The sequence below is a fragment of the Pseudoalteromonas pernae genome (assembly GCF_039831865.1).
Lineage (GTDB): Bacteria > Pseudomonadota > Gammaproteobacteria > Enterobacterales > Alteromonadaceae > Pseudoalteromonas > Pseudoalteromonas pernae.
In genome coordinates this window covers 115,105-134,266 of record NZ_JBDODM010000007.1, presented here as the reverse complement: position 1 = coordinate 134,266, position 19,162 = coordinate 115,105, and the positions used below count along the sequence as shown (strand labels likewise).

The window sequence follows — 19,162 nt, the reverse complement described above, 5'->3', positions numbered from 1 at the left end:
CGTTTTTTTGTTAAGGGGTGACGCGAATAGCAATCCCCGATTCACGCCGTGCATTGGCTTGTTCTAGGCGCTCTAAATAGGTCTGCCACAAACTTTGCTCATCATGACACAAATGCGCAAGATAACGAAAACTGTACAATCCGCTTTGATGGCCATCATCGAATAATATGCGCACCGCATAGTGTCCCACAGCTTCAATTTGGCTAATAGCCACATCCCTTTTATTGGTTACTAAGGTTGGTTGACCCGTATGGTGCCCTTGTACTTCTGCAGACGGCGAGTGCACACGCAAAAACTCGGCGCTGAGCGTAGATATGCTGCCAGAGTCAAAATGGATGTCTAACAGCTTTGATTGGCGATGATAGTGTAAGGTACTAACTAGCATGCGTCTTCCGAAAGTCAAAAAAGGGCCCGAAGGCCCTGAGATTAAAGAATAAAGCGACTTAAGTCTTCATCTTGGACAAGCATGCCAAGGTGTTTATTCACATATTCTCCATCTACGACTAGGCGTGTACCTGCTTTGTCGCTGGCGTCGAACGAAATCTCTTCCATCAAACGCTCCATGACTGTGTGAAGGCGACGAGCACCGATGTTCTCGGTTTTTTCGTTAACCTGCCACGCGGCTTGTGCAAGTTGCTCAATCGCATCGTCAGTAAATTCTACATTTACTTCCTCGGTTTTCAGTAACGCAATTTGCTGTTCCGTCAATGAAGCATGAGGCTCAGTTAAAATGCGCTTAAAGTCGTCAGCGCTAAGAGCATCTAATTCAACGCGAATTGGTAAACGGCCTTGCAACTCAGGAATCAGGTCCGATGGTTTTGCCATTTGGAATGCACCTGAGGCAATGAACAGAATGTGATCTGTTTTTACCATACCGTGTTTGGTACTGACCGTTGAGCCTTCAATAAGGGGTAATAAATCGCGTTGTACGCCCTCACGGCTAACATCTGGGCCGCTGCTTTCACCGCGCTTACATATCTTGTCTATTTCGTCTAAGAACACGATACCGTTTTGCTCAACCGCTTCAATTGCGAGTTCTTTTACGTCTTCTGGATTCACCAGTTTGGCCGCTTCTTCTTCAACTAACAGCTTGAATGCTTCTTTGATTTTCAGCTTACGCTTTTTAGTTTTGCCACCAGACATATTCTGGAACATGCTCTGAAGTTGGCTGGTCATTTCTTCCATGCCTGGCGGAGACATGATCTCAACATTTGGACCTTGCTCGGCAATGTCGATCTCGATCTCTTTATCGTCCAGTTGACCTTCGCGTAATTTTTTACGGAAAGTTTGGCGTGTAGAGGAATTCTCACTTGGTTGAGCTTCGCCCCAAGCGTCTTTCGCAGGTGGTAGTAACGCATCGAGAATGCGCTCTTCTGCAGCTTCTTCAGCGCGGAAATGGTATTTTTTAGCCTGTTGCTCACGCACCATTTTGAATGCTATTTCGACTAAATCGCGAATGATGGTTTCGACTTCTTTACCAACATAACCAACCTCGGTGAACTTGGTCGCTTCAACCTTCAGGAAGGGCGCGTTCGCTAGTTTAGCAAGACGACGAGCGATTTCTGTTTTACCTACACCGGTTGGGCCGATCATTAAAATATTTTTCGGTGTTACTTCTTGGCGCAAGCTTTCATCAAGCTGCATTCGGCGCCAGCGGTTTCTAAGGGCAATTGCCACCGCTTTTTTAGCCTTGCCTTGCCCAATAATGTGTTGGTCAAGCTCGTGGACGATTTCTCTAGGAGTCATTGCTGACATGGTGGCTCCTTAATTACAATTCTTCGATGGTTTGGAAATTGTTAGTGAATACGCAAATATCACCCGCTATCTTAAGGCTCTTTTCAACGATTTCTCGTGCTGATAGCTCGGTATTCTCTAACAGAGCAATGGCTGCTGATTGGGCAAAATTGCCGCCGCTACCGATTGCGATAAGGTCGTGCTCTGGTTGTACTACGTCACCGTTGCCCGTGATGATCAATGAGGCGGTTTCATCTGCTACGGCTAAGAGTGCCTCTAATCGTCGCAGTGCTCTATCACTGCGCCAGTCTTTAGCCATTTCTACAGCTGCTTTGGTAAGATTGCCTTGGTGCATTTCCAGCTTGCTTTCAAAGCGCTCAAACAGCGTGAATGCGTCCGCCGTACCGCCTGCAAACCCAGCTATCACCTTGCCATTATAAAGACGGCGTACTTTGCGGGCGTTACCCTTCATTACCGTGTTACCAAGCGATACTTGGCCGTCACCGCCGATAACGACTTTACCTTCACGGCGAACTGAAACTATCGTAGTCATGAGAATCCTTTGCACCCGATGGGTGGCGTTTTCTAAGTCTGATAGCGGGGTAATATGGGCGAGATAAGGGGATTTCAAGGTGAAAAGTGAAATCCCCGTGTTTTATACTTGGGTTTTAAAGAGAAGTGCTTAAGTCCATAGCCAGATGCCACAACCCATGATTTTGGCTTGGCGTTTTAGTTTGTTTTTATCACTCTCTGCGCCGCGTTTTGTCGGGTAGGGGCCAAGGCGCACTTTGTACCACACACCATTACTACCTTCGGTGCGACGAATTTCAGAAACAAGCCCCGCGAATGCAATTTTAGCTTTGAGTGTTTCGGCTTGTCCGTATGTTCTAAAAGAACCACACTGCATAACCCACGGACCTTGCTGCTCAATTTCTTTCACTTCAACTTCAATCTCGGCTTCTTTGATTTCGTTGATGAACTCAGGCGTAGTTGGTTTTTGAATCACCGTCTTTTGTTGCTCAGGCTGCTTTTTGACCTGCTCAACGACTTCGGGGTCTGCGTTATTCTTTATGTACCACAGACCATAGCCAAATCCAGCACACAAAATCACTGCTGCACTGACCAAAAAAACTGGAAAGGGCTTTTTCGGCGGCGCTTTTTTCTTTGTGCCGCGTTGGGGTCTTTTACGATTTATGTAGTCGTGTTGCGCCATACGAGTGTGTTATCTCTCTACATCATGTCGATTGGATCTACGTCCAGGTTCCAGCGTACTTTTTGCGCTAACTTATTATTACTCAGATAAGTTACCATCTGGCCAATATATGCGTGTAGCGCGCCTCTGTCTTCACCCTGAATATGCAATTGATATCTAAACTTGCCAGCCACACGCTCCATAGGAGCAGGTATAGGCCCGAGTAATTGTATCTTAGGCACGGGCGTTGCGGGAACTAAATCCGATAAAAAACGTAAAACTAGCGATAAATCATGGGCTTCTGCACGTAACAGGGCAAGATGTGTATACGGTGGTAAGTCTGTATCTTGGCGTTCACTCAGGGCATATCGGGCAAAGTGTTGATAGCCGTTGTTCACTAAATCTTGCAGTAAAGGGTGCTCAGGGAAGTGCGTTTGTAATAACACCGTGCCAGGCTCACCGCTTCGTCCAGCGCGACCAGCAACTTGAGTGATCAATTGCGCCAAATGCTCGGTGGCGCGAAAATCACACGAGTGCAGACCGGCGTCTACATCCAAAATGATCACTAAGCTAACATCGGCAAAGTGATGGCCTTTGGCGAGCATTTGTGTGCCGATGAGTATGCGTGCCCCGCCTTGGTTTATGCGTTCAAGCTCTTCCTCTAAACTGCCTTTTTTTCGTGTGGAATCACGATCTATGCGGCTGATAGCAACTTCTGGGAATTGTTCACTCAAGGCTTCTTCTAGCTGCTCTGTACCGCAACCCACAGGGTTTATTTGCGTGCTGCCACAATCAGGGCACTGCATTGGCGGCGCGCTCTGCTCGCCACAGTGGTGGCACACTAAGCGGCGCATTGATTTGTGATAAGTGGCGCTGGTGCTGCAACGAGGGCAGTTGCTTAACCAGCCACACTCATGGCAAATCAGCGACGGCGAAAAGCCGCGACGATTGAGAAATACCATGACCTGCTTTTGTCTGCCTAACTCACGTTTTATGTAAGCAAGGCTGGCGTGACTGAGTCCTGATTCAAGGTGTTGGCCCTTGATATCAATCAGCTGATAGTGATTGTCGGTGGAAGTTTGTGCCCGTTGCGTCAACGACAGCAAGTGATATCTTCCCTCAAGTGCACGGTGCAGTGTTTCTAAAGCGGGTGTGGCCGTGCCCATAACGAGTGGGATTGAGTGCTGTTGTGCGCGATAGGCGCCCAGATCGCGGGCGTGATAACGCAAGCTATCCTGTTGTTTGAACGAGCTATCATGTTCTTCATCAACAATGATCATGCCTAATTTCAAAAACGGCATAAAGATAGCTGAGCGCGTACCGATGACGATGGCACAACTGCCTTTTTGGCAAAAGCGCCAAGTCTGCAAACGTTCATTGTCGGTCAATGCCGAATGCCAAAGCATAATTGGTGTATCTGGAAAGCGGCGACGAAAACGGTTAACAGTTTGCGGGGTTAGGCCTATTTCTGGCACTAATACCAATGCCTGCTGGCCTTTTCGAATCACTTCTTCAAGGCACTGCAAATAGACTTCAGTTTTGCCACTGCCAGTAACTCCTTCCAATAAGAAACTAGCATAACCGTTACTTTGATTGATGCTGCTGCAAGCGATAGCTTGTTCGCTATTGAGCTTGGGTTTGCTTGAAACCGTCAGTGGAGCGTTGCGCCATTGGCTCGAAAACTCAATGGTGATCTCTGCCAACTCCTTGTCGATAATGGCGTCAATAGTGGCCTTGGTAAACCCGAGTGCTTTTACTTCAGTAACCGGCGATTTGCCCGATTTAGCCAACTGAGACAGCAGTGATTGTTGTTTCTTAGCACGTAATGTGGGCAGTTTTTTACCTTTTTCAGTCAACTGCAGGTAATTGATGCTGGTTTTATCTATGTCTTCACCCACCCGCAGCGCTTTGGGTAAGGCGGTGAAAATTGTCTCACCTAATGGATAGTGGTAATAACGTGCGGTAAATTTGAGTAATTCAATGTGCGATGCATCCAAAATAGGTGCGCGGTCGATCACCTCTATAATCGGTTTTATTTTGTTGCTGGCGAATTCACTTTGGTTTTTAATTTTTACAACCAGTGCACTAAGCTGGCGGTTGCCAAACGGAACGCGAACCCGCATACCCACCGCGATATCCTCTGCGTTTACAGATGCAGGTAAACAATAGTCAAAACTGCGGTGAAGAGGTACTTTTATTGCCACCTCCACGTAGGTGCAGGTGCTTGATAAAAAAGCTAAATCTGACTGAGTGCTAGGTTGGGATGACAAAGGTCGACTCACATTGAATAACGTGCCTCTAATGTACTAAATTCATCGCCTAGTTAATAGCAGCAATTAATGCTTGAACATTAACCGCTAGTTAAATAAAATACGCGGCCTTAAGGGTGCTGAGCATAATTTAACTCGTCTTAGCACATTGAAACTAACGCGTATGGTGCCAAACTCCGGGTTTGGAGAGCGATACGGCCTATTTAGAGGTTATCCCCATGAAAGAAGGTATCCACCCTAAGTACGAAGCAATCACAGCAACGTGCTCTTGTGGTAACAAGTTTGAAACTCGTTCTACTTTGTGTAAAGACATTCACCTTGACGTATGTTCAGAGTGTCACCCTTTCTACACTGGTAAGCAGAAGATTCTTGACACAGGTGGTCGTGTTGACCGCTTCAACAAGCGCTTCGGTGCGCTTAGCAGCAAGAAGTAATTCACTGCTTATTAGAAAAAAGCACCTTCGGGTGCTTTTTTTGTGCCTATCAGTTTCATCCATGTTCGTTATTTATCACGCCAACTTCCTTTTAAACTCCCATAAAGTCACACTGTAATTGAGTATTGTGCAGTTAAAAGCTTCTAAATGCAGCAATATTGCAGAAGTGTGTGGGGAATAATTTTTCTGTCTAATTGATATTCTTGCAGGTTATATAAATTGAATTTTATATATCGTTATGTATCATTTATGTAGCTTTTACAATCAATCTTGCCTCGTGATGTAGATAAAATTATCGACTACGTTATGGGAAATTAAAATAATTAACCGTGAACTTGGTGCTAACTACGTTTAAATTCGCGCAACAGGATAGACCTGATATTGCTTGGAATATGAGACTAAAAGCAGTATGGTTTGCGGTATACCTGAACTCTCACAAACATTTCTAGCAGGATATTTAATTCATGTCAGACTTTCGTCAAAAAGCGCTCGATTATCACGCCAATCCCGTTCCCGGTAAAATCAGTATTGAGCTGACTAAAAGTGCAGAAACAGTTAACGATCTCGCCTTAGCGTACAGCCCTGGTGTTGCTGAGCCTGTGCGCGAAATCGCGGCAGATCCAAATAACGCTTATAAGTACACAGCCAAAGGCAATATGGTTGCGGTTATTTCCAATGGTACCGCGATTTTAGGGCTGGGAAACTTAGGTCCACTAGCTTCTAAGCCTGTTATGGAAGGTAAGGCGCTGTTATTCAAACGCTTTGCTGGCCTTGACTCAATCGACATCGAAGTAAAACACCGTACAACCGAAGATTTCATCAATACTGTAGAGAATATTGCTGACACGTTTGGTGGTATCAATCTAGAAGACATCAAAGCACCTGAGTGCTTTGAAATTGAAAAAGCGTTGATCGAACGTTGTAACGTGCCTGTATTCCATGATGACCAACACGGTACTGCGATTGTAACTGCTGCGGGCATGTTGAACGCACTTGAGATTCAAGGTAAAGACATTCGTGATGCACTCATTGTATGTTTAGGTGCTGGTGCGGCGGCTGTTGCATGTATGGAGCTACTAATTAAGTGTGGTGCACAGCGTGAGCACATTTACATGCTGGACCGCAAAGGCGTTATTCATACACGTCGCGACGATTTGAATGAGTATAAACAGCTGTTTGCGAACAACACTGACAAGCGTACTTTGCAAGACGTAATTGCCGATGCAGACGTATTTGTGGGTGTATCTGGCCCAGATTTGTTGTCAGCTGAAGATCTAAAATTGATGGCAGACAAGCCAGTTGTATTTGCTTGTTCAAACCCAGATCCTGAAATCAAGCCTGAGCTAGCGCACAGTGCTCGTAAAGATTTGATCATGGCAACAGGTCGTTCTGATTATCCAAACCAAGTAAACAATGTGCTTTGTTTCCCATTCATTTTCCGTGGTGCGTTAGATGTACGTGCAACAGCAATTAATGACGAGATGAAGATTGCGGCTGTGGAAGCGATTCGTAGCATCGCAAAAGAGCCGGTTCCAGCTGAAGTGCTAAAAGCATCAGGTGTGACTGAGTTGGAGTTTGGCCCACAATACATTATTCCAAAGCCAATGGATCCACGTTTATTGCCGCGTGTGGCGAGGGCGGTAGCACAGGCAGCGGTGGCATCTGGTGTTGCGCAAGTGGAATTAGCACCCGATTACATGAACGATAAGTAATCACAGAGTGTGTTCTGCATTCAATGCAGTGAAACTATTACAGTAAAAAGCCCCAACATGAGTTGGGGCTTTTTTATTTGGATACCCAGTTGCAATGACTTGGGTGTTAAAAAGTTCTTAGTCCTCGCCGATGATAGGAACTTCTAACCCCATTTCTTCCATGATCTTGCGAACTTCTTGCGGCACCTTTTCCGGGTTGTCTTTACGAAGATCTTCATCATCGGGTAAAGGTTGTCCTGTGAATGCATGTAAAAATGCCTCACATAACAACTCACTATTTGTTGCGTGACGAAGGTTGTTTACCTGACGGCGCGTCCTTTCATCAGTTAATACTTTTAAAACATTGAGCGGGATCGAAACGGTAATCTTTTTTACCTGTTGGGCTTTCTTACCGTGTTCCGCATAAGGGTGAATATACTCACCGTTCCACTTGGCCATAATTAGAGTCTTATTTTTTGGTCACTTAGGCATCAATAAGGGCGAAATTTTATCGTGTTGGAAAGGATAGTCAAATATTCCTCATTTAGCTATTTAGACGTATAAATGTTTTGACTTCCACGGTTTGTTATTTTAACCTTTTAGACGTCTAAACATCCACGCCAGTTTGGAGGCGCTATGACCAAATTAAAAAATGAGACCCTTGCTGTTCGTCACGGAATCGAAGTTGACCAACATCATGGTGCAGTGGTACCTCCGCTTCATTTATCAACTACCTATTCTTTAGCTGACTTTGCTACTAAGCGCCAATTTGATTATGGCCGCAGTGGTAATCCGAACAGGGATACACTGGCGCAATTATTAGCACAGCTAGAAGGTGGCGAGCGCGGAATAATCACTGCGACTGGCATGGCCGCAGTGCATTTGGTGACGCAACTGCTTACCCCGCAAGACACAATAGTAATCCCTCATGATTGTTATGGTGGTAGTTATCGCCTGTTTACGTCTTTGGCAAAACGTGGACTGTTTAAATTAGTCGTTTTGGATTTGACGCGTCCAGAGTGCTCTGAAGGTATTAAAGAGAGTAAGCCTAAAATCGTTTGGATTGAGACGCCGAGTAACCCTATTCTACGCTTAACCGATATTCGTCAGGTCTGTGATGCCGCGAAGCAGGTCGGTGCATTAGTTGCTGCGGATAACACCTTTTTATCACCGGCACTGCAAAACCCGCTGGCGCTTGGATGTGACATCGTTGTGCATTCGACAACGAAATATATTAATGGCCATTCCGATGTGGTTGGTGGCGCCTTAATCACTAAGTCTGCTGAGCTAGGTGAGGAACTCGCGTGGTGGGCGAATAATATTGGTATTACCGGCGCGCCGTTTGATAGTTTCTTAACTCTTCGCGGCATTCGCACGTTAAAGCTGCGTCTGCGTCAGCACGAGGAAAATGCGATGGCCATTGCGGAATTTTTAGCACGGCACCCAAGTGTTGAGCACGTTTACTATCCGGGTCTGGAGTCGCATCCCCAGCATGAACTTGCAAAGCAGCAACAGGCAGGGTTCGGCGGTATGGTGAGCTTTGATATTAAAGGTGGGCTCAAAGACAGCGCAAAATTCTTAACCTCAGTGAATCAATTTACTTTGGCTCAATCACTCGGTGGAGTCGAAAGCCTCATTTGTCACCCCGCGACCATGACGCATGCAGGTATGGATGAGCAGGCTCGTTTAGAAGCTGGTGTGGGAGACACAATGATCCGCATTTCTGTAGGTATTGAAGATAAAGATGACCTAATTGCCGATCTAGAACACGCGTTTGCGCAGTTGGAGAGTTGAAATGACGCAAGTAGTACATAAATTTGGTGGCTCTAGCCTTAGCAGTGCCGCGCGTTATCATGCAGTTGCAAACATAGTATTGGCGCACGCTCAGGTGGGTGATGTGGTTGTTGTATCAGCCGCGGGAAAGACAACAGATACCTTAGTAAAGCTTTGGCAAGCATATCAACAAGGCGATACGCATGCCTGTGCGGACGTATTGAGTGTTGTAAAAGCACATCAGCTAGAGCTCATAAATGAACTGCTCGATAGCACACAGGCACACACTGCGACTGATACGTTGGCACAAGAATTGGCGAATATTTGCAATCAGCTAGAAACCAAGCAACTTGAAGAGGCATTTTTACTGGCGCATGGTGAACTATGGTCAGCACGCTTATTGGCTGCTTATTTAACGCAGATTGGTGCGAACGCACAAAGTTTAGATGCCCGAGATTTGCTCGTAGCTCAACACGGGCAGTTGTTACATAAAGTGAACGAACAGACTTGTGTATCTAAGGCGAGCAAGGTTCATATCAATGTCATTACTGGCTTTATTGCCTCAGATCATCAAGGTAAAACAGTGACTCTAGGACGAAACGGCAGTGATTACAGTGCCACCTTGTTTGCACGTTACCTTAATGCGGAAGAAGTGTGCATTTGGACGGATACGCAAGGGGTTTTCAGTACTGACCCGCGTAAAGTTCCTGAAGCCGTGAAGTATCACAAAATTTGCCGCTCACAAGCTCAGCTTTTAGCTTGCCTCGGTAACCCAGTGTTACATGCCAAAACACTTTCTCCATTACATGGCACCGATATCAAACTTTCTGTTCGCAGTTCTTATGACAGTGATGCCAGTGCCACTGAGGTAGTGCGAGAAGGGTGCTGCAAACACAAGCATTTTATTACCACACTGGGACAACATGATGTGTATAAACTGGCGCAGTTAGAAGCGGGCGAAACAGCACGTTTAAAGCAGCAGTTTCAGGTCAACATCATCGAGTTTATTGAGCAAGGCGCAACATATTTAGTCGTGCCTCAGGAAGTTTCATCTTCTATTTCCGGATATTTTGCGCAACGCGCTCAATTGATTGAATCGAATGTGTTTGGTTTTGCGGTGGTCGCTCCGTCGGAAGAACTCGGCGTCGCGCAGGGGCAAATTAATGATACGTTGGCTCAGTTAAACTTCAACAGCCGATTTCAACATCGCGACAAAGGCTACATATTGCAGCTTACCGACCAAGAAGTTGATGCAGATAGTTTAACCGTGTTGCACCAAGCGCTAATTGGTGTGAAACGCCAACTGGCAGTTGTGGTAGCTGGTTTAGGCAATGTTGGGGAAGTATTCCTATCTCAATTCAACCAACAGTTACAGAGGCTAGGTCAACACATAGACGTCAAATTAGTGGCCTTGTTACGCAGCGAAACTTTGCTTTTTGATCCGTGTGGGGTTGATCCAGCTAATTGGCATAAAAGATGGTCATCTGAAGCGGTAGCGTACAATGACGCTCAGCTTCTAGATAGGCTACAGCAGCTTGATTACGAGCATAAAGTTGTGATTGATATCACCGCGAGTGAGTCATTCAGTGCACTATACCCACGATTTGTTAAAGCGGGGTGTCACTTGATCAGTGCCAATAAATATGCGGGTACGGCACCGAAAAAGTGGTACCAGAACCTTAAAGAGGATCTGGCCCAGCGTAATTTACAATGGCGTTATAACACCAGTGTTGGCGCTGGCTTACCAATCAATTTTGCGTTAGCTGATTTACAGCAAAGTGGCGATGTTATTACGCGTGTTCAAGGCGTATTTTCAGGTACCTTATCTTGGCTGTGCAGCAAATATGATGGCACAGTGCCGTTTTCTCAGTTGCTTCTAGAAGCGCAATCACTTGGTTTCACCGAGCCTGATCCGCGCGAAGACTTGTCGGGTAGGGATGTGCAGCGTAAGTTGTTAATTCTAGCGCGCGAATTGGGCTTATCTCTTGATTTAGCTGACATCGAGCTAGAGCCGCTTATGCCAGCGCAATTGGCGGAAGGTTCATGGCAGCAATGCCAACAATTTCTAGGTGCGCTAGATGATTTTGTTGCTACACATGCTGAGGAAGCAGCGAAGCAAAACAAAGTGTTACGTTACAACGCTGATTTACATATTACTGAAACAGGTATTAAAGCGCAGGTTGGTTTAGTGGCTGTAGCCAACGATAATCCTATGGCGGGGCTAAACCCTGGTGACAATATCTTTGTAGTAAATAGTCAATGGTACCAAGATAATAGCTTGGTTATTCAAGGCCCTGGTGCGGGCAAAGAAGTGACAGCTGCTGGTGTACACTCCGATCTATACTGGCTAATCACCAAACTTAATTAAAAAAAGCCAGCGATTGCTGGCTTTTTTTGTTGCTACAAGAGGGAGGACTTAGAAAAGCTCGCTCTCAAATAACTCATCCGTTTCTTGCTTTTTATCATCTTGAGGTTGCGCCTCGAAAATAGTTGCTCGTTTTTTCTCTGCATAACGAGTCGGAGCGGTGCCTTTCATAAAGTATTCAAAGCGACTGCTGAAGTCGTTGTTATGACTCAGCAACCCCGTCTGTAAGTCGATACGCACCGATTCTAACCCCTCAGGCGGTTCAATGGGGGCGTATGGTTCATCTGCTAGCGCCACTTCCATATAGTCTATCCAAGCTGGTTGAGCCGTTTTCGCGCCGGATTCTGCGCCAAAGATCTGCGATTTATCCAAGTTGTTGTTATAACTAGTACGACCAAGTGCGTTACCCGGGTTATCGAAGCCAACCCATACTGTCGCCATCACATTCTTGTTGAAGCCACTGAACCAAGTATCCACAGAGCTGTTGGTGGTCCCTGTTTTACCCGACAAGTCACGGCGCTTTAACTTAGTTGCTCGCCACCCTGTACCGTTCCAACCGTTGCCGTGTTGCCAGTTACCGCCCCCCCAGATTGCGCTAGTCATGGCATCAGCAATAAGGAAAGCGTTTTGTTCTGAAATGACACGAGGGGCACATTTGGGTGGCTGCTCTGAGAGGCTCTCATCAATTTCACTTTGCTTTTCGAAATCATCGCTAATTGATTGATCTGTTCTGGCGAATTCTGCAAATTCTGCGAGCACCTCATTCTTTCTGCGCACTTCATCGCTGCACGCGACAACAGGTTGAGCTTTGAATAGCACTTCACCTTCATTGCTGCGAATTTCGGTGATGAAGTAAGGTTCGATCAAGTTGCCGCCATTGGCAAAGGTACTCATCCCTCTTGCTAACTCAAGTGGGGTTAGCGAGGCACTACCTAAGGCAAGCGTCTCATTTTTTGGGATATCTTGAGGGGTAAAGCCAAACTTCAGTAAGTGCTCTGCTGTCGCCTCAACACCCACACCACGCAGTAATCGCACCGACACAACATTCTTCGATTGCGCCAGAGCGCGCCTAACGCGAATTGGACCGACGTATTTATCAGGGCTGTTTTTAGGGCGCCAAGCCACACCTTGGCTTTTATCCCAGTGGTTTATCGGCGCGTCATTAATGATGCTTGCCAATGAGTAACCATGTTCTAACGCTGCGGAATAGATAAACGGCTTGATGTTTGAACCCACTTGACGCTTTGCTTGAACCGCTCTGTTGTATTGGCTTTGTTCAAAGCTGTAACCGCCAACGACGGCCTTGATACGACCATCTTTAGGGTCCAATGAAACCAGCGCACTTGAAGCTTCGGGTATCTGTGCCAACATAATTTGGCCTTGATCATCATAGCGGTACCAAATTTGCGCTCCCGGAGACAAGATATCAGCTGCTGTTTTTGGCGCGAAACTTTGTCTCGATGAGGTGATATAGCTGCGAGCCCATTTTAAGCCTTCCCAATCAATTGAAAGTTGTTCACCTTCTTTATTTACAACGGTCATTGCTTGTTCTTGAACTTCAACTACCACAGCTGCGTGTAGGTCCGCTAATTCATTGACCGCTTTCAATTTAGTGAGAATGGTGTCGTTATCAGGAACGGGTTCACTGTCATGTTGCCATAAATATGCTTCAGGACCTCGATAGCCATGGCGCATGTCATAAGCGTATAAGTTTTTGCGTAGGGCTTGTTGCGCCGCTGCTTGCACAGTGGACTCGACAGATGTGTAGACTTTAATGCCGGAATTATATGCTTGGTCTTCACCATACATAGCAACCAATTCCGCGCGCACCATTTCTGAGATATAAGGTGCATACAGATCAATTTCTGCTCCGTGAAATTTGGCTGTTATCGGTGCTGAAGTTGCTTCGCTATATTCTGCCGGCGTTATGTAGCCTTCTTCTAGCATGCGTCCAAGCACAACATTTCGACGTGCTCTAGCTCGTTCTGGGTTGCGTATTGGGTTCAACGCCGAAGGCGCTTTAGGCAAACCTGCAATCATTGCCATTTGTGCTAGAGTTAATTCATTGAGAGCTTTGCCGTAGTAAACCTGTGCAGCAGCTCCAATACCAAAGGCGCGGTTGCCTAGCTCAATTTTATTGAGATAAAGCTCAAAAATTTCGTCTTTGGTTAATAATTGCTCAATGTGCAACGCGATAAATATTTCTTTAACTTTGCGAATGTACGCTTTTTCGCGTGTTAAAAAAAAGTTTCTTGCGAGCTGCATGGTGATGGTACTGGCACCTTGGCGTTTTTCACCAGTGGAAATCAATACTAAAGCACTACGTACGATACCAATAGGGTCAATACCATAGTGTTCATAGAAGCGATTATCCTCGGTTGCCAAAAATGCGTAGCGCATTTGCTCAGGAACATCGTTGATTTTTACAGGGATTCTTCGCTTTTCACCAAACTGGTTGATCAGTGCTCCGTCCCTTGTGAACACTTGCATTGGCGTTTGTAACTTTACATCTTTTAATACCGCTACGCTGGGGATGTCAGGCTTCACGTAAAGGTATAATGCAACTAGGGTGATACAGCCTAGGAGGACACATATGCAAAGGATTTGTAAAAATTTTTTGAATATTTTCACGGATATTTCCTTAATTGGACTCCCAATTGAGCGCAGACGTTGCTAGTATATCTTGATTAGAAAGTGAATAAAATTTTTTCATCAATAATTTATAAGTCTATTATAATTATAAAAAAAGGTTTCACGTTGCTCTTATGTTAAATCGACTTCTCAAAAAGTCATTGCCTGCCATGGTAGGCATAGACATCGGCTCGCACTCTGTTAAAGCAGTGTTGTTAACACAGCATGAGCAGGGATATCGCCTTGATGCGGTTGCAATCGAACCAATGCCCAAAGGGGCAATGGCCGAGCGTAATATTCAAGACATCGAAGCGATTGGCCGCGTAATCGCAAAACTTAGACGACGCATTCCAAAGTCTATTAGTCACGCTGTTGTTGCCGTTTCGGGACAAACAGTTATCACTAAGATGATTTTCATGGATGTGTCGTTAAGTGACGCTGAATTGGAATCACAGATCGAAATAGAAGCTGACAGCCTCATCCCATACCCTTTGGATGAAGTTAGTATCGATTTCGAGAAACTGGATATTAACGAGGCAGATCCATCAAAAGTGAATGTATTGCTTTCTGCGGCGCGAACGGAGAGTGTTGAAGCTCGCTCTGGCGCTGTAGAGGCTGGCGGCTTTAGTACCAAAGTCGTTGATGTTGAAACATACGCGCTCAGCCGTAGTTTGGATGTTGCTTATGCTACTTTGCCTGACGATGCGAAAAACAAAGTTGTAGCGCTCGTTGATATCGGTGCAGTGATGACTTTGGTTAGTGTCGTACAAAAGGGCGAGACTATTTACACAAGGGACCAAGTATTTGGTGGTGAACAATACACCAATACCATTGTTTCCTATTACAACAAGAACTTTGATGACGCTGAGCGTGCCAAATGTACAGGTGATCTGCCGCCTAACTATACATTCGAGGTTTTAGCGCCATTTCAGACCTCGCTACTGCAGCAGGTACGAAGAGCAATCCAAATGTTCCTAACAACCAGTGGTAAAGATCAAGTTGATTACATTGTTCTTTCTGGTGGTACGACCATGATCGAAGGGCTAGATCGCTTGCTCATCGATGAACTCGGTATTCACACTGTAGTTGTTGACCCATTTGCGAGTATGGATATTGGTCCACGCGTTGACCAAGAATTACTGCAAAAGCATAAAGCTCAATTTGCAGTAGCGACGGGTCTAGCATTGAGGAGCTTCTCAGAATGCCACATATAAATCTACTGCCTTGGCGTGAAGCCGCGCGCAAGGAGGCACAGCAAAATTTTGCCACAATTTTAGTTGTGGTGATAGTTCTCGCGTTTGGATCAATGTTTGCTTTGAGCTGGTTCTACAGTGCGATGATAGATGGTCAAAACGTGCGTAACAACTTTTTAGCCCGCGAAATTCAGGTGTTAGACAGACGGATAGCGGAAATTAGAGAGCTTGACAAGAAAAAAGCCAGTTTGCAGCAGCGTATGAGGCTAATTGAAGAGTTACAGAGTAACCGAAATTTGGGTACGCGCATCATGGATGAAGTGGCAAAGATTGTTCCTTCCGGAGTATATTTCACTACTTTGGAGCGCAGAGGCAACGCTATCCAGATTACCGGTAAGAGTGAGTCAAACAATCGATTGTCGACAATGATCCGTCAAGTAGAAGGGTCATACCTCTTGGAGCGAGCTTCTCTCCAGGGGATCGTTGCGGGTGAAGATAACGCTAGGTTACTTAGTGATTTTAACATGCAATTTAGTGTTAAACCTTTTGACGAAATCGGCGAGGTGAAAAAATGAGTTTAGATTTTAAATCGTTAACTGACGTCGATTGGAATGATCTAACTTTAGAGAATGTTGGTGAATGGCCTGCGTTGGTAAAGGGGATGGCATGCGTTATTGTTGCCTCTCTGGTTTTGTTTTTCGGTTACAAGTTTTTAGTGGAAGGCAAAGTCACAGGTTATGAAACTGCGTTGAGTAAGGAAACAGAACTTCGCGACAGTTATAGAGTTAAATATTCCAAAGCAAGTCGATTGGAAATATATAAGCAGCAGATGGCAGAGATGGAAGATAAGTTCTCCCAGCTGCTGAAAAAGCTTCCCACCTCGAATGAAACGCCAGGCTTACTTGACGATCTCTCCTACGTTGGCACAACCAGCGGTTTAACGTTTATCAAGATTGGATGGCTACCTGAAATCAAAAAGGAGTTTTATACAGAACTTCCGATAAAAATTGAGGTTGAGGGGAGCTATCATGAATTCGGTGAATTTGTAGGTAAGGTCGCTCAATTACCTCGTATTATCAGTCTTCATGATTTTGAAATTCAGGCCACCGGTGATGACCAACTAATGTTTAGTGTTGTCGCAAAGACCTATCGTTATGAGGGGGATGAATAATGAAAAAACTCCTCGTGGTAGCTTCTTTGTCTTTGCTTGTGACTGGTTGTTTTGATGACACCACAGAGCAGAAAGAGTTTATCAATCAAGTTAAAGCAAGTACTCAACCTAAAGTAGAGCCGATCCCGGAAATCGCGCAGTTTGAGCATTTTGCATACAGTGCATCAGATTTACGTAGTCCGTTTGTAGCACCAAGACCTGAGGTGATTCAGGATAAACTGATTCAGGTTCAAAACTGTCTACACCCGGACCCGCAGCGTAAAAAAGAGCCTTTGGAACGTTATCCACTAGATAACCTATCAATGAAAGGTACATTGGGTTCCGGTGCACAAACTTGGGCACTGGTGAAGGCGTCGGATGAAACGTTACACCGAATCTCGCAGGGCAACTATGTTGGCTTGTATCACGGAAAAGTAACTCAAGTACGCAGTAACTACATAGAATTATTAGAGTTAATCCCTGATGGAGCAGGATGTTGGAAAGAACGCCTGACCAAGCTAGAAATGTTGGAGGCAGGTGATGATTCCAGTTCATAAAAATCAAGGTAAAAGTACAATGCAAACTAACGCATTCAAAATGAATCGTATCTATTCTTTAGTACTAGCAATAGCTACGCTGTTTATGTCGAGTTTTGCGACAGCGGTACCATTGCTGTACGACGTACGCTATAACCCTCTCCTGGAAGGTGAAACGGAAGTTGAGTTTGTTTTTGACGAGGAAATCTATGTCGAGCCACAAATTCAAGTATTCAGTGAACCTGCACGTATCGAGCTGTTCTTCGATGAAGCTGACTTTGAGCAGAATCTTGAAGAAGTACTCATTAACAAGGCGGGTGTTGAAAAAGTTACCAGTGAATTCGTAAATGACGGATTTAAAGTTACAGTTTACCTTGACCACCTGAAAATCTATCAGACCCGTGTTGATAAAAACTTGTTCTATCTGCATGTATCAGATAATCCGACTCAGGATGCCACGCAAACAATTGCAGCTGAAAGTGAGGGGGCAAACTACATCAACCGTATCCAAGCATTAGACTTTCGTCGTGGCGAGAAGGGAGAGGCCCGAGTGCTAGTATTCCTTCAGGAAAATATGGCGGCAATTGATGTTCAGGAACAAGCCGGAAAGGTTGTGGTTGAGTTTCACAACACGGACATTATCGATGACTTGTTATATCAATTAGATGTGATGGACTTCGGAACAGTTGTTAGTATGGTAGAAACCTTTAAAGAGGGTTCAAATAGTCGTATTGAAATCCAAACAACTGACGCTTTTGATTACAATTACCAACAATTAGACAACATCTTTACCCTGACCTTTGAGAAAGATGAATCCAAGCGAAGTTTCCTTGGTAACGGTAAGGAATATCAAGGTCGTCCAATGTCTTTGAACTTCCAAGATATTTCGATTCGGGCTGTATTGCAGATTATCGCTGACTATAACGGCTTCAACTTGGTGGTAAGTGACTCGGTATCAGGTAGCATCACTCTTCGCTTGGACGGTGTACCTTGGGACCAGGCATTGGATATCGTACTTCGTGTTAAAGGCTTAGATAAGCGTATGGAAGGTTCAATCTTAATGGTTGCGCCGACCGAAGAGCTTGCTGCACGAGAAGCGAAAGAGCTGAAAGCTAAGCAGCAGGTGGAAGATCTAGAGCCTCTGTATAGTGAGTACATCCAGCTAAACTACGCTAAGGCGCAGGAGTTTGCTGATTTGCTCCAAACAGATGTTAATAGCATACTTTCTTCGCGCGGAAGCGTTTCGGTAGATACGCGTACAAACACCTTGCTTATAAAGGACACGGCTAAGAGTATTGAAAACGTGCGCCGTATGATCGAAAACCTTGATGTAGCGGTGAAGCAAGTCGTTATTGAATCACGAATGGTAACAGTGAGAGATAATGTCCAGGAAGATTTAGGTATTCGTTGGGGGTTCAGTGACCAGCAGGGTAACGATGGATTTTCGGGTAATTTGACCGGAGCGAACGACATTGCGAATGGTATCATCCCAAGTATTGGAGATCGACTAAATGTAAATTTACCGGTGGCTAATCCAGCCGGAAGTATTGGTATGCATGTGGCCAAATTAGCAGACGGTACGTTAATTGATCTAGAATTATCAGCTCTAGAACAGGAAAATAAAGGTGAGATAATTGCCAGCCCTCGTATAACTACTGCTAATCAGAAAAAAGCACGTATAGAGCAGGGTACTGAAATTCCATATGTGCAAGCAGCTTCGAGTGGTGCAACTACAGTTACTTTCAAAAAAGCTGTTTTGAGCTTAGAAGTAACTCCGCATATCACACCAGATAACAAGGTAATTCTAGACTTAGCAATTACCCAAGACACGCGCGGTGATACAGTTGACACTCCGACTGGTCCTGCTGTAGCGATTGATACTCAGCGTATTGAAACACAAGTGCTGGTAGAAAACGGCCAAACGGTTGTACTGGGCGGTATTTATCAACAGCAGATCATTAACTCAGCGAGTAAGGTGCCATTATTAGGTGATATCCCTTACATGGGCGCATTATTCCGCTCAACAAGTGAACGTAATGAGAAGAAAGAGTTGCTAATCTTCGTAACACCTAAAATTATGGTAGATAGTTCACTGTAGTCATAGCTACAGAACTACAAACTAAAAAAGCCACTGTTTAGTGGCTTTTTTGTTGTCTAATTTCGCAGAAGTATTGGAGGGGGGGAGGATAATCA

16 protein-coding genes are annotated in these 19,162 nt (G+C 45.2%); 9 read left to right on the top strand and 7 right to left on the bottom strand.

Annotated elements, in window-relative coordinates:
* Positions 1-10: 10 nt before the first annotated feature.
* From V1358_RS15680 to priA, 5 genes are all read right to left on the bottom strand, one after another.
* Entirely contained in the window at positions 11-385 is a 375-nt protein-coding gene (locus V1358_RS15680; RefSeq protein WP_347394148.1) for a gamma-butyrobetaine hydroxylase family protein, read from the bottom strand.
* A gap of 41 nt (positions 386-426) precedes the next feature.
* On the bottom strand, positions 427-1,755 hold the full coding sequence (gene hslU / locus V1358_RS15675) for an ATP-dependent protease ATPase subunit HslU (protein ID WP_347394147.1): 1,329 nt from the start codon (positions 1,753-1,755) through the stop codon (positions 427-429).
* Positions 1,756-1,768: 13 nt separating this feature from the next.
* Complete coding sequence (hslV, locus tag V1358_RS15670) at positions 1,769-2,287, bottom strand: ATP-dependent protease subunit HslV (RefSeq protein ID WP_347390173.1); 519 nt, start codon at positions 2,285-2,287, stop codon at positions 1,769-1,771.
* Between the two features lie 129 nt (positions 2,288-2,416).
* Positions 2,417-2,947 carry an SPOR domain-containing protein gene (locus V1358_RS15665; RefSeq protein WP_347390174.1) on the bottom strand — a complete coding sequence of 177 codons (531 nt, stop codon included), beginning with the start codon at positions 2,945-2,947 and terminating at the stop codon, positions 2,417-2,419.
* Positions 2,948-2,964: 17 nt separating this feature from the next.
* Positions 2,965-5,136: a primosomal protein N' gene (gene priA / locus V1358_RS15660; RefSeq protein WP_347394192.1), complete on the bottom strand. Its 2,172-nt coding sequence runs from the start codon at positions 5,134-5,136 to the stop codon at positions 2,965-2,967.
* A gap of 278 nt (positions 5,137-5,414) precedes the next feature.
* On the opposite strand from priA, the gene rpmE reads away from it, so the two are divergent.
* Positions 5,415-5,630: a 50S ribosomal protein L31 gene (gene rpmE, locus V1358_RS15655; protein ID WP_105253238.1), complete on the top strand. Its 216-nt coding sequence runs from the start codon at positions 5,415-5,417 to the stop codon at positions 5,628-5,630.
* Positions 5,631-6,094: 464 nt separating this feature from the next.
* Entirely contained in the window at positions 6,095-7,342 is a 1,248-nt protein-coding gene (locus V1358_RS15650) for a malic enzyme-like NAD(P)-binding protein (protein WP_347390175.1), read from the top strand.
* Between the two features lie 117 nt (positions 7,343-7,459).
* On the opposite strand, the gene metJ is transcribed toward V1358_RS15650, so the two are convergent.
* A complete protein-coding gene (gene metJ, locus V1358_RS15645; protein ID WP_347390176.1) occupies positions 7,460-7,780 on the bottom strand; it encodes a met regulon transcriptional regulator MetJ in 321 nt (106 codons plus the stop codon).
* A gap of 177 nt (positions 7,781-7,957) precedes the next feature.
* On the opposite strand from metJ, the gene metB reads away from it, so the two are divergent.
* Together metB and metL are read left to right on the top strand one after the other, a co-directional pair.
* The gene (metB, locus tag V1358_RS15640) at positions 7,958-9,115 is read left to right on the top strand and encodes a cystathionine gamma-synthase (RefSeq protein WP_347394146.1); all 1,158 of its coding nucleotides are present in this window, start codon (positions 7,958-7,960) and stop codon (positions 9,113-9,115) included.
* Between the two features lies 1 nt (position 9,116).
* Positions 9,117-11,462 carry a bifunctional aspartate kinase/homoserine dehydrogenase II gene (metL, locus tag V1358_RS15635; RefSeq protein ID WP_347394145.1) on the top strand — a complete coding sequence of 782 codons (2,346 nt, stop codon included), beginning with the start codon at positions 9,117-9,119 and terminating at the stop codon, positions 11,460-11,462.
* A 48-nt stretch (positions 11,463-11,510) separates the two neighbouring features.
* On the opposite strand, the gene V1358_RS15630 is transcribed toward metL, so the two are convergent.
* Positions 11,511-14,090: a penicillin-binding protein 1A gene (locus V1358_RS15630; RefSeq protein WP_347394144.1), complete on the bottom strand. Its 2,580-nt coding sequence runs from the start codon at positions 14,088-14,090 to the stop codon at positions 11,511-11,513.
* A 134-nt stretch (positions 14,091-14,224) separates the two neighbouring features.
* Between V1358_RS15630 and V1358_RS15625 the strand changes: the two genes are divergently transcribed.
* From V1358_RS15625 to V1358_RS15605, 5 genes are read left to right on the top strand one after another with little or no spacing between them, the layout of a single operon-like run.
* Positions 14,225-15,304 (top strand): pilus assembly protein PilM, encoded by a 1,080-nt coding sequence (locus tag V1358_RS15625; protein WP_347390180.1) that lies wholly within the window; start codon positions 14,225-14,227, stop codon positions 15,302-15,304.
* Positions 15,292-15,858: a PilN domain-containing protein gene (locus V1358_RS15620; RefSeq protein WP_347394143.1), complete on the top strand. Its 567-nt coding sequence runs from the start codon at positions 15,292-15,294 to the stop codon at positions 15,856-15,858. Before V1358_RS15625 ends, V1358_RS15620 begins: the two co-directional genes overlap by 13 nt.
* Complete coding sequence (locus V1358_RS15615) at positions 15,855-16,454, top strand: type IV pilus inner membrane component PilO (RefSeq protein WP_347394142.1); 600 nt, start codon at positions 15,855-15,857, stop codon at positions 16,452-16,454. The genes V1358_RS15620 and V1358_RS15615 overlap by 4 nt, the downstream gene beginning before the upstream one ends.
* Complete coding sequence (locus V1358_RS15610) at positions 16,454-16,990, top strand: pilus assembly protein PilP (protein ID WP_347394141.1); 537 nt, start codon at positions 16,454-16,456, stop codon at positions 16,988-16,990. Before V1358_RS15615 ends, V1358_RS15610 begins: the two co-directional genes overlap by 1 nt.
* A complete protein-coding gene (locus V1358_RS15605) occupies positions 16,974-19,067 on the top strand; it encodes a type IV pilus secretin PilQ (RefSeq protein ID WP_347394191.1) in 2,094 nt (697 codons plus the stop codon). The genes V1358_RS15610 and V1358_RS15605 overlap by 17 nt, the downstream gene beginning before the upstream one ends.
* Positions 19,068-19,162: the final 95 nt, after the last annotated feature.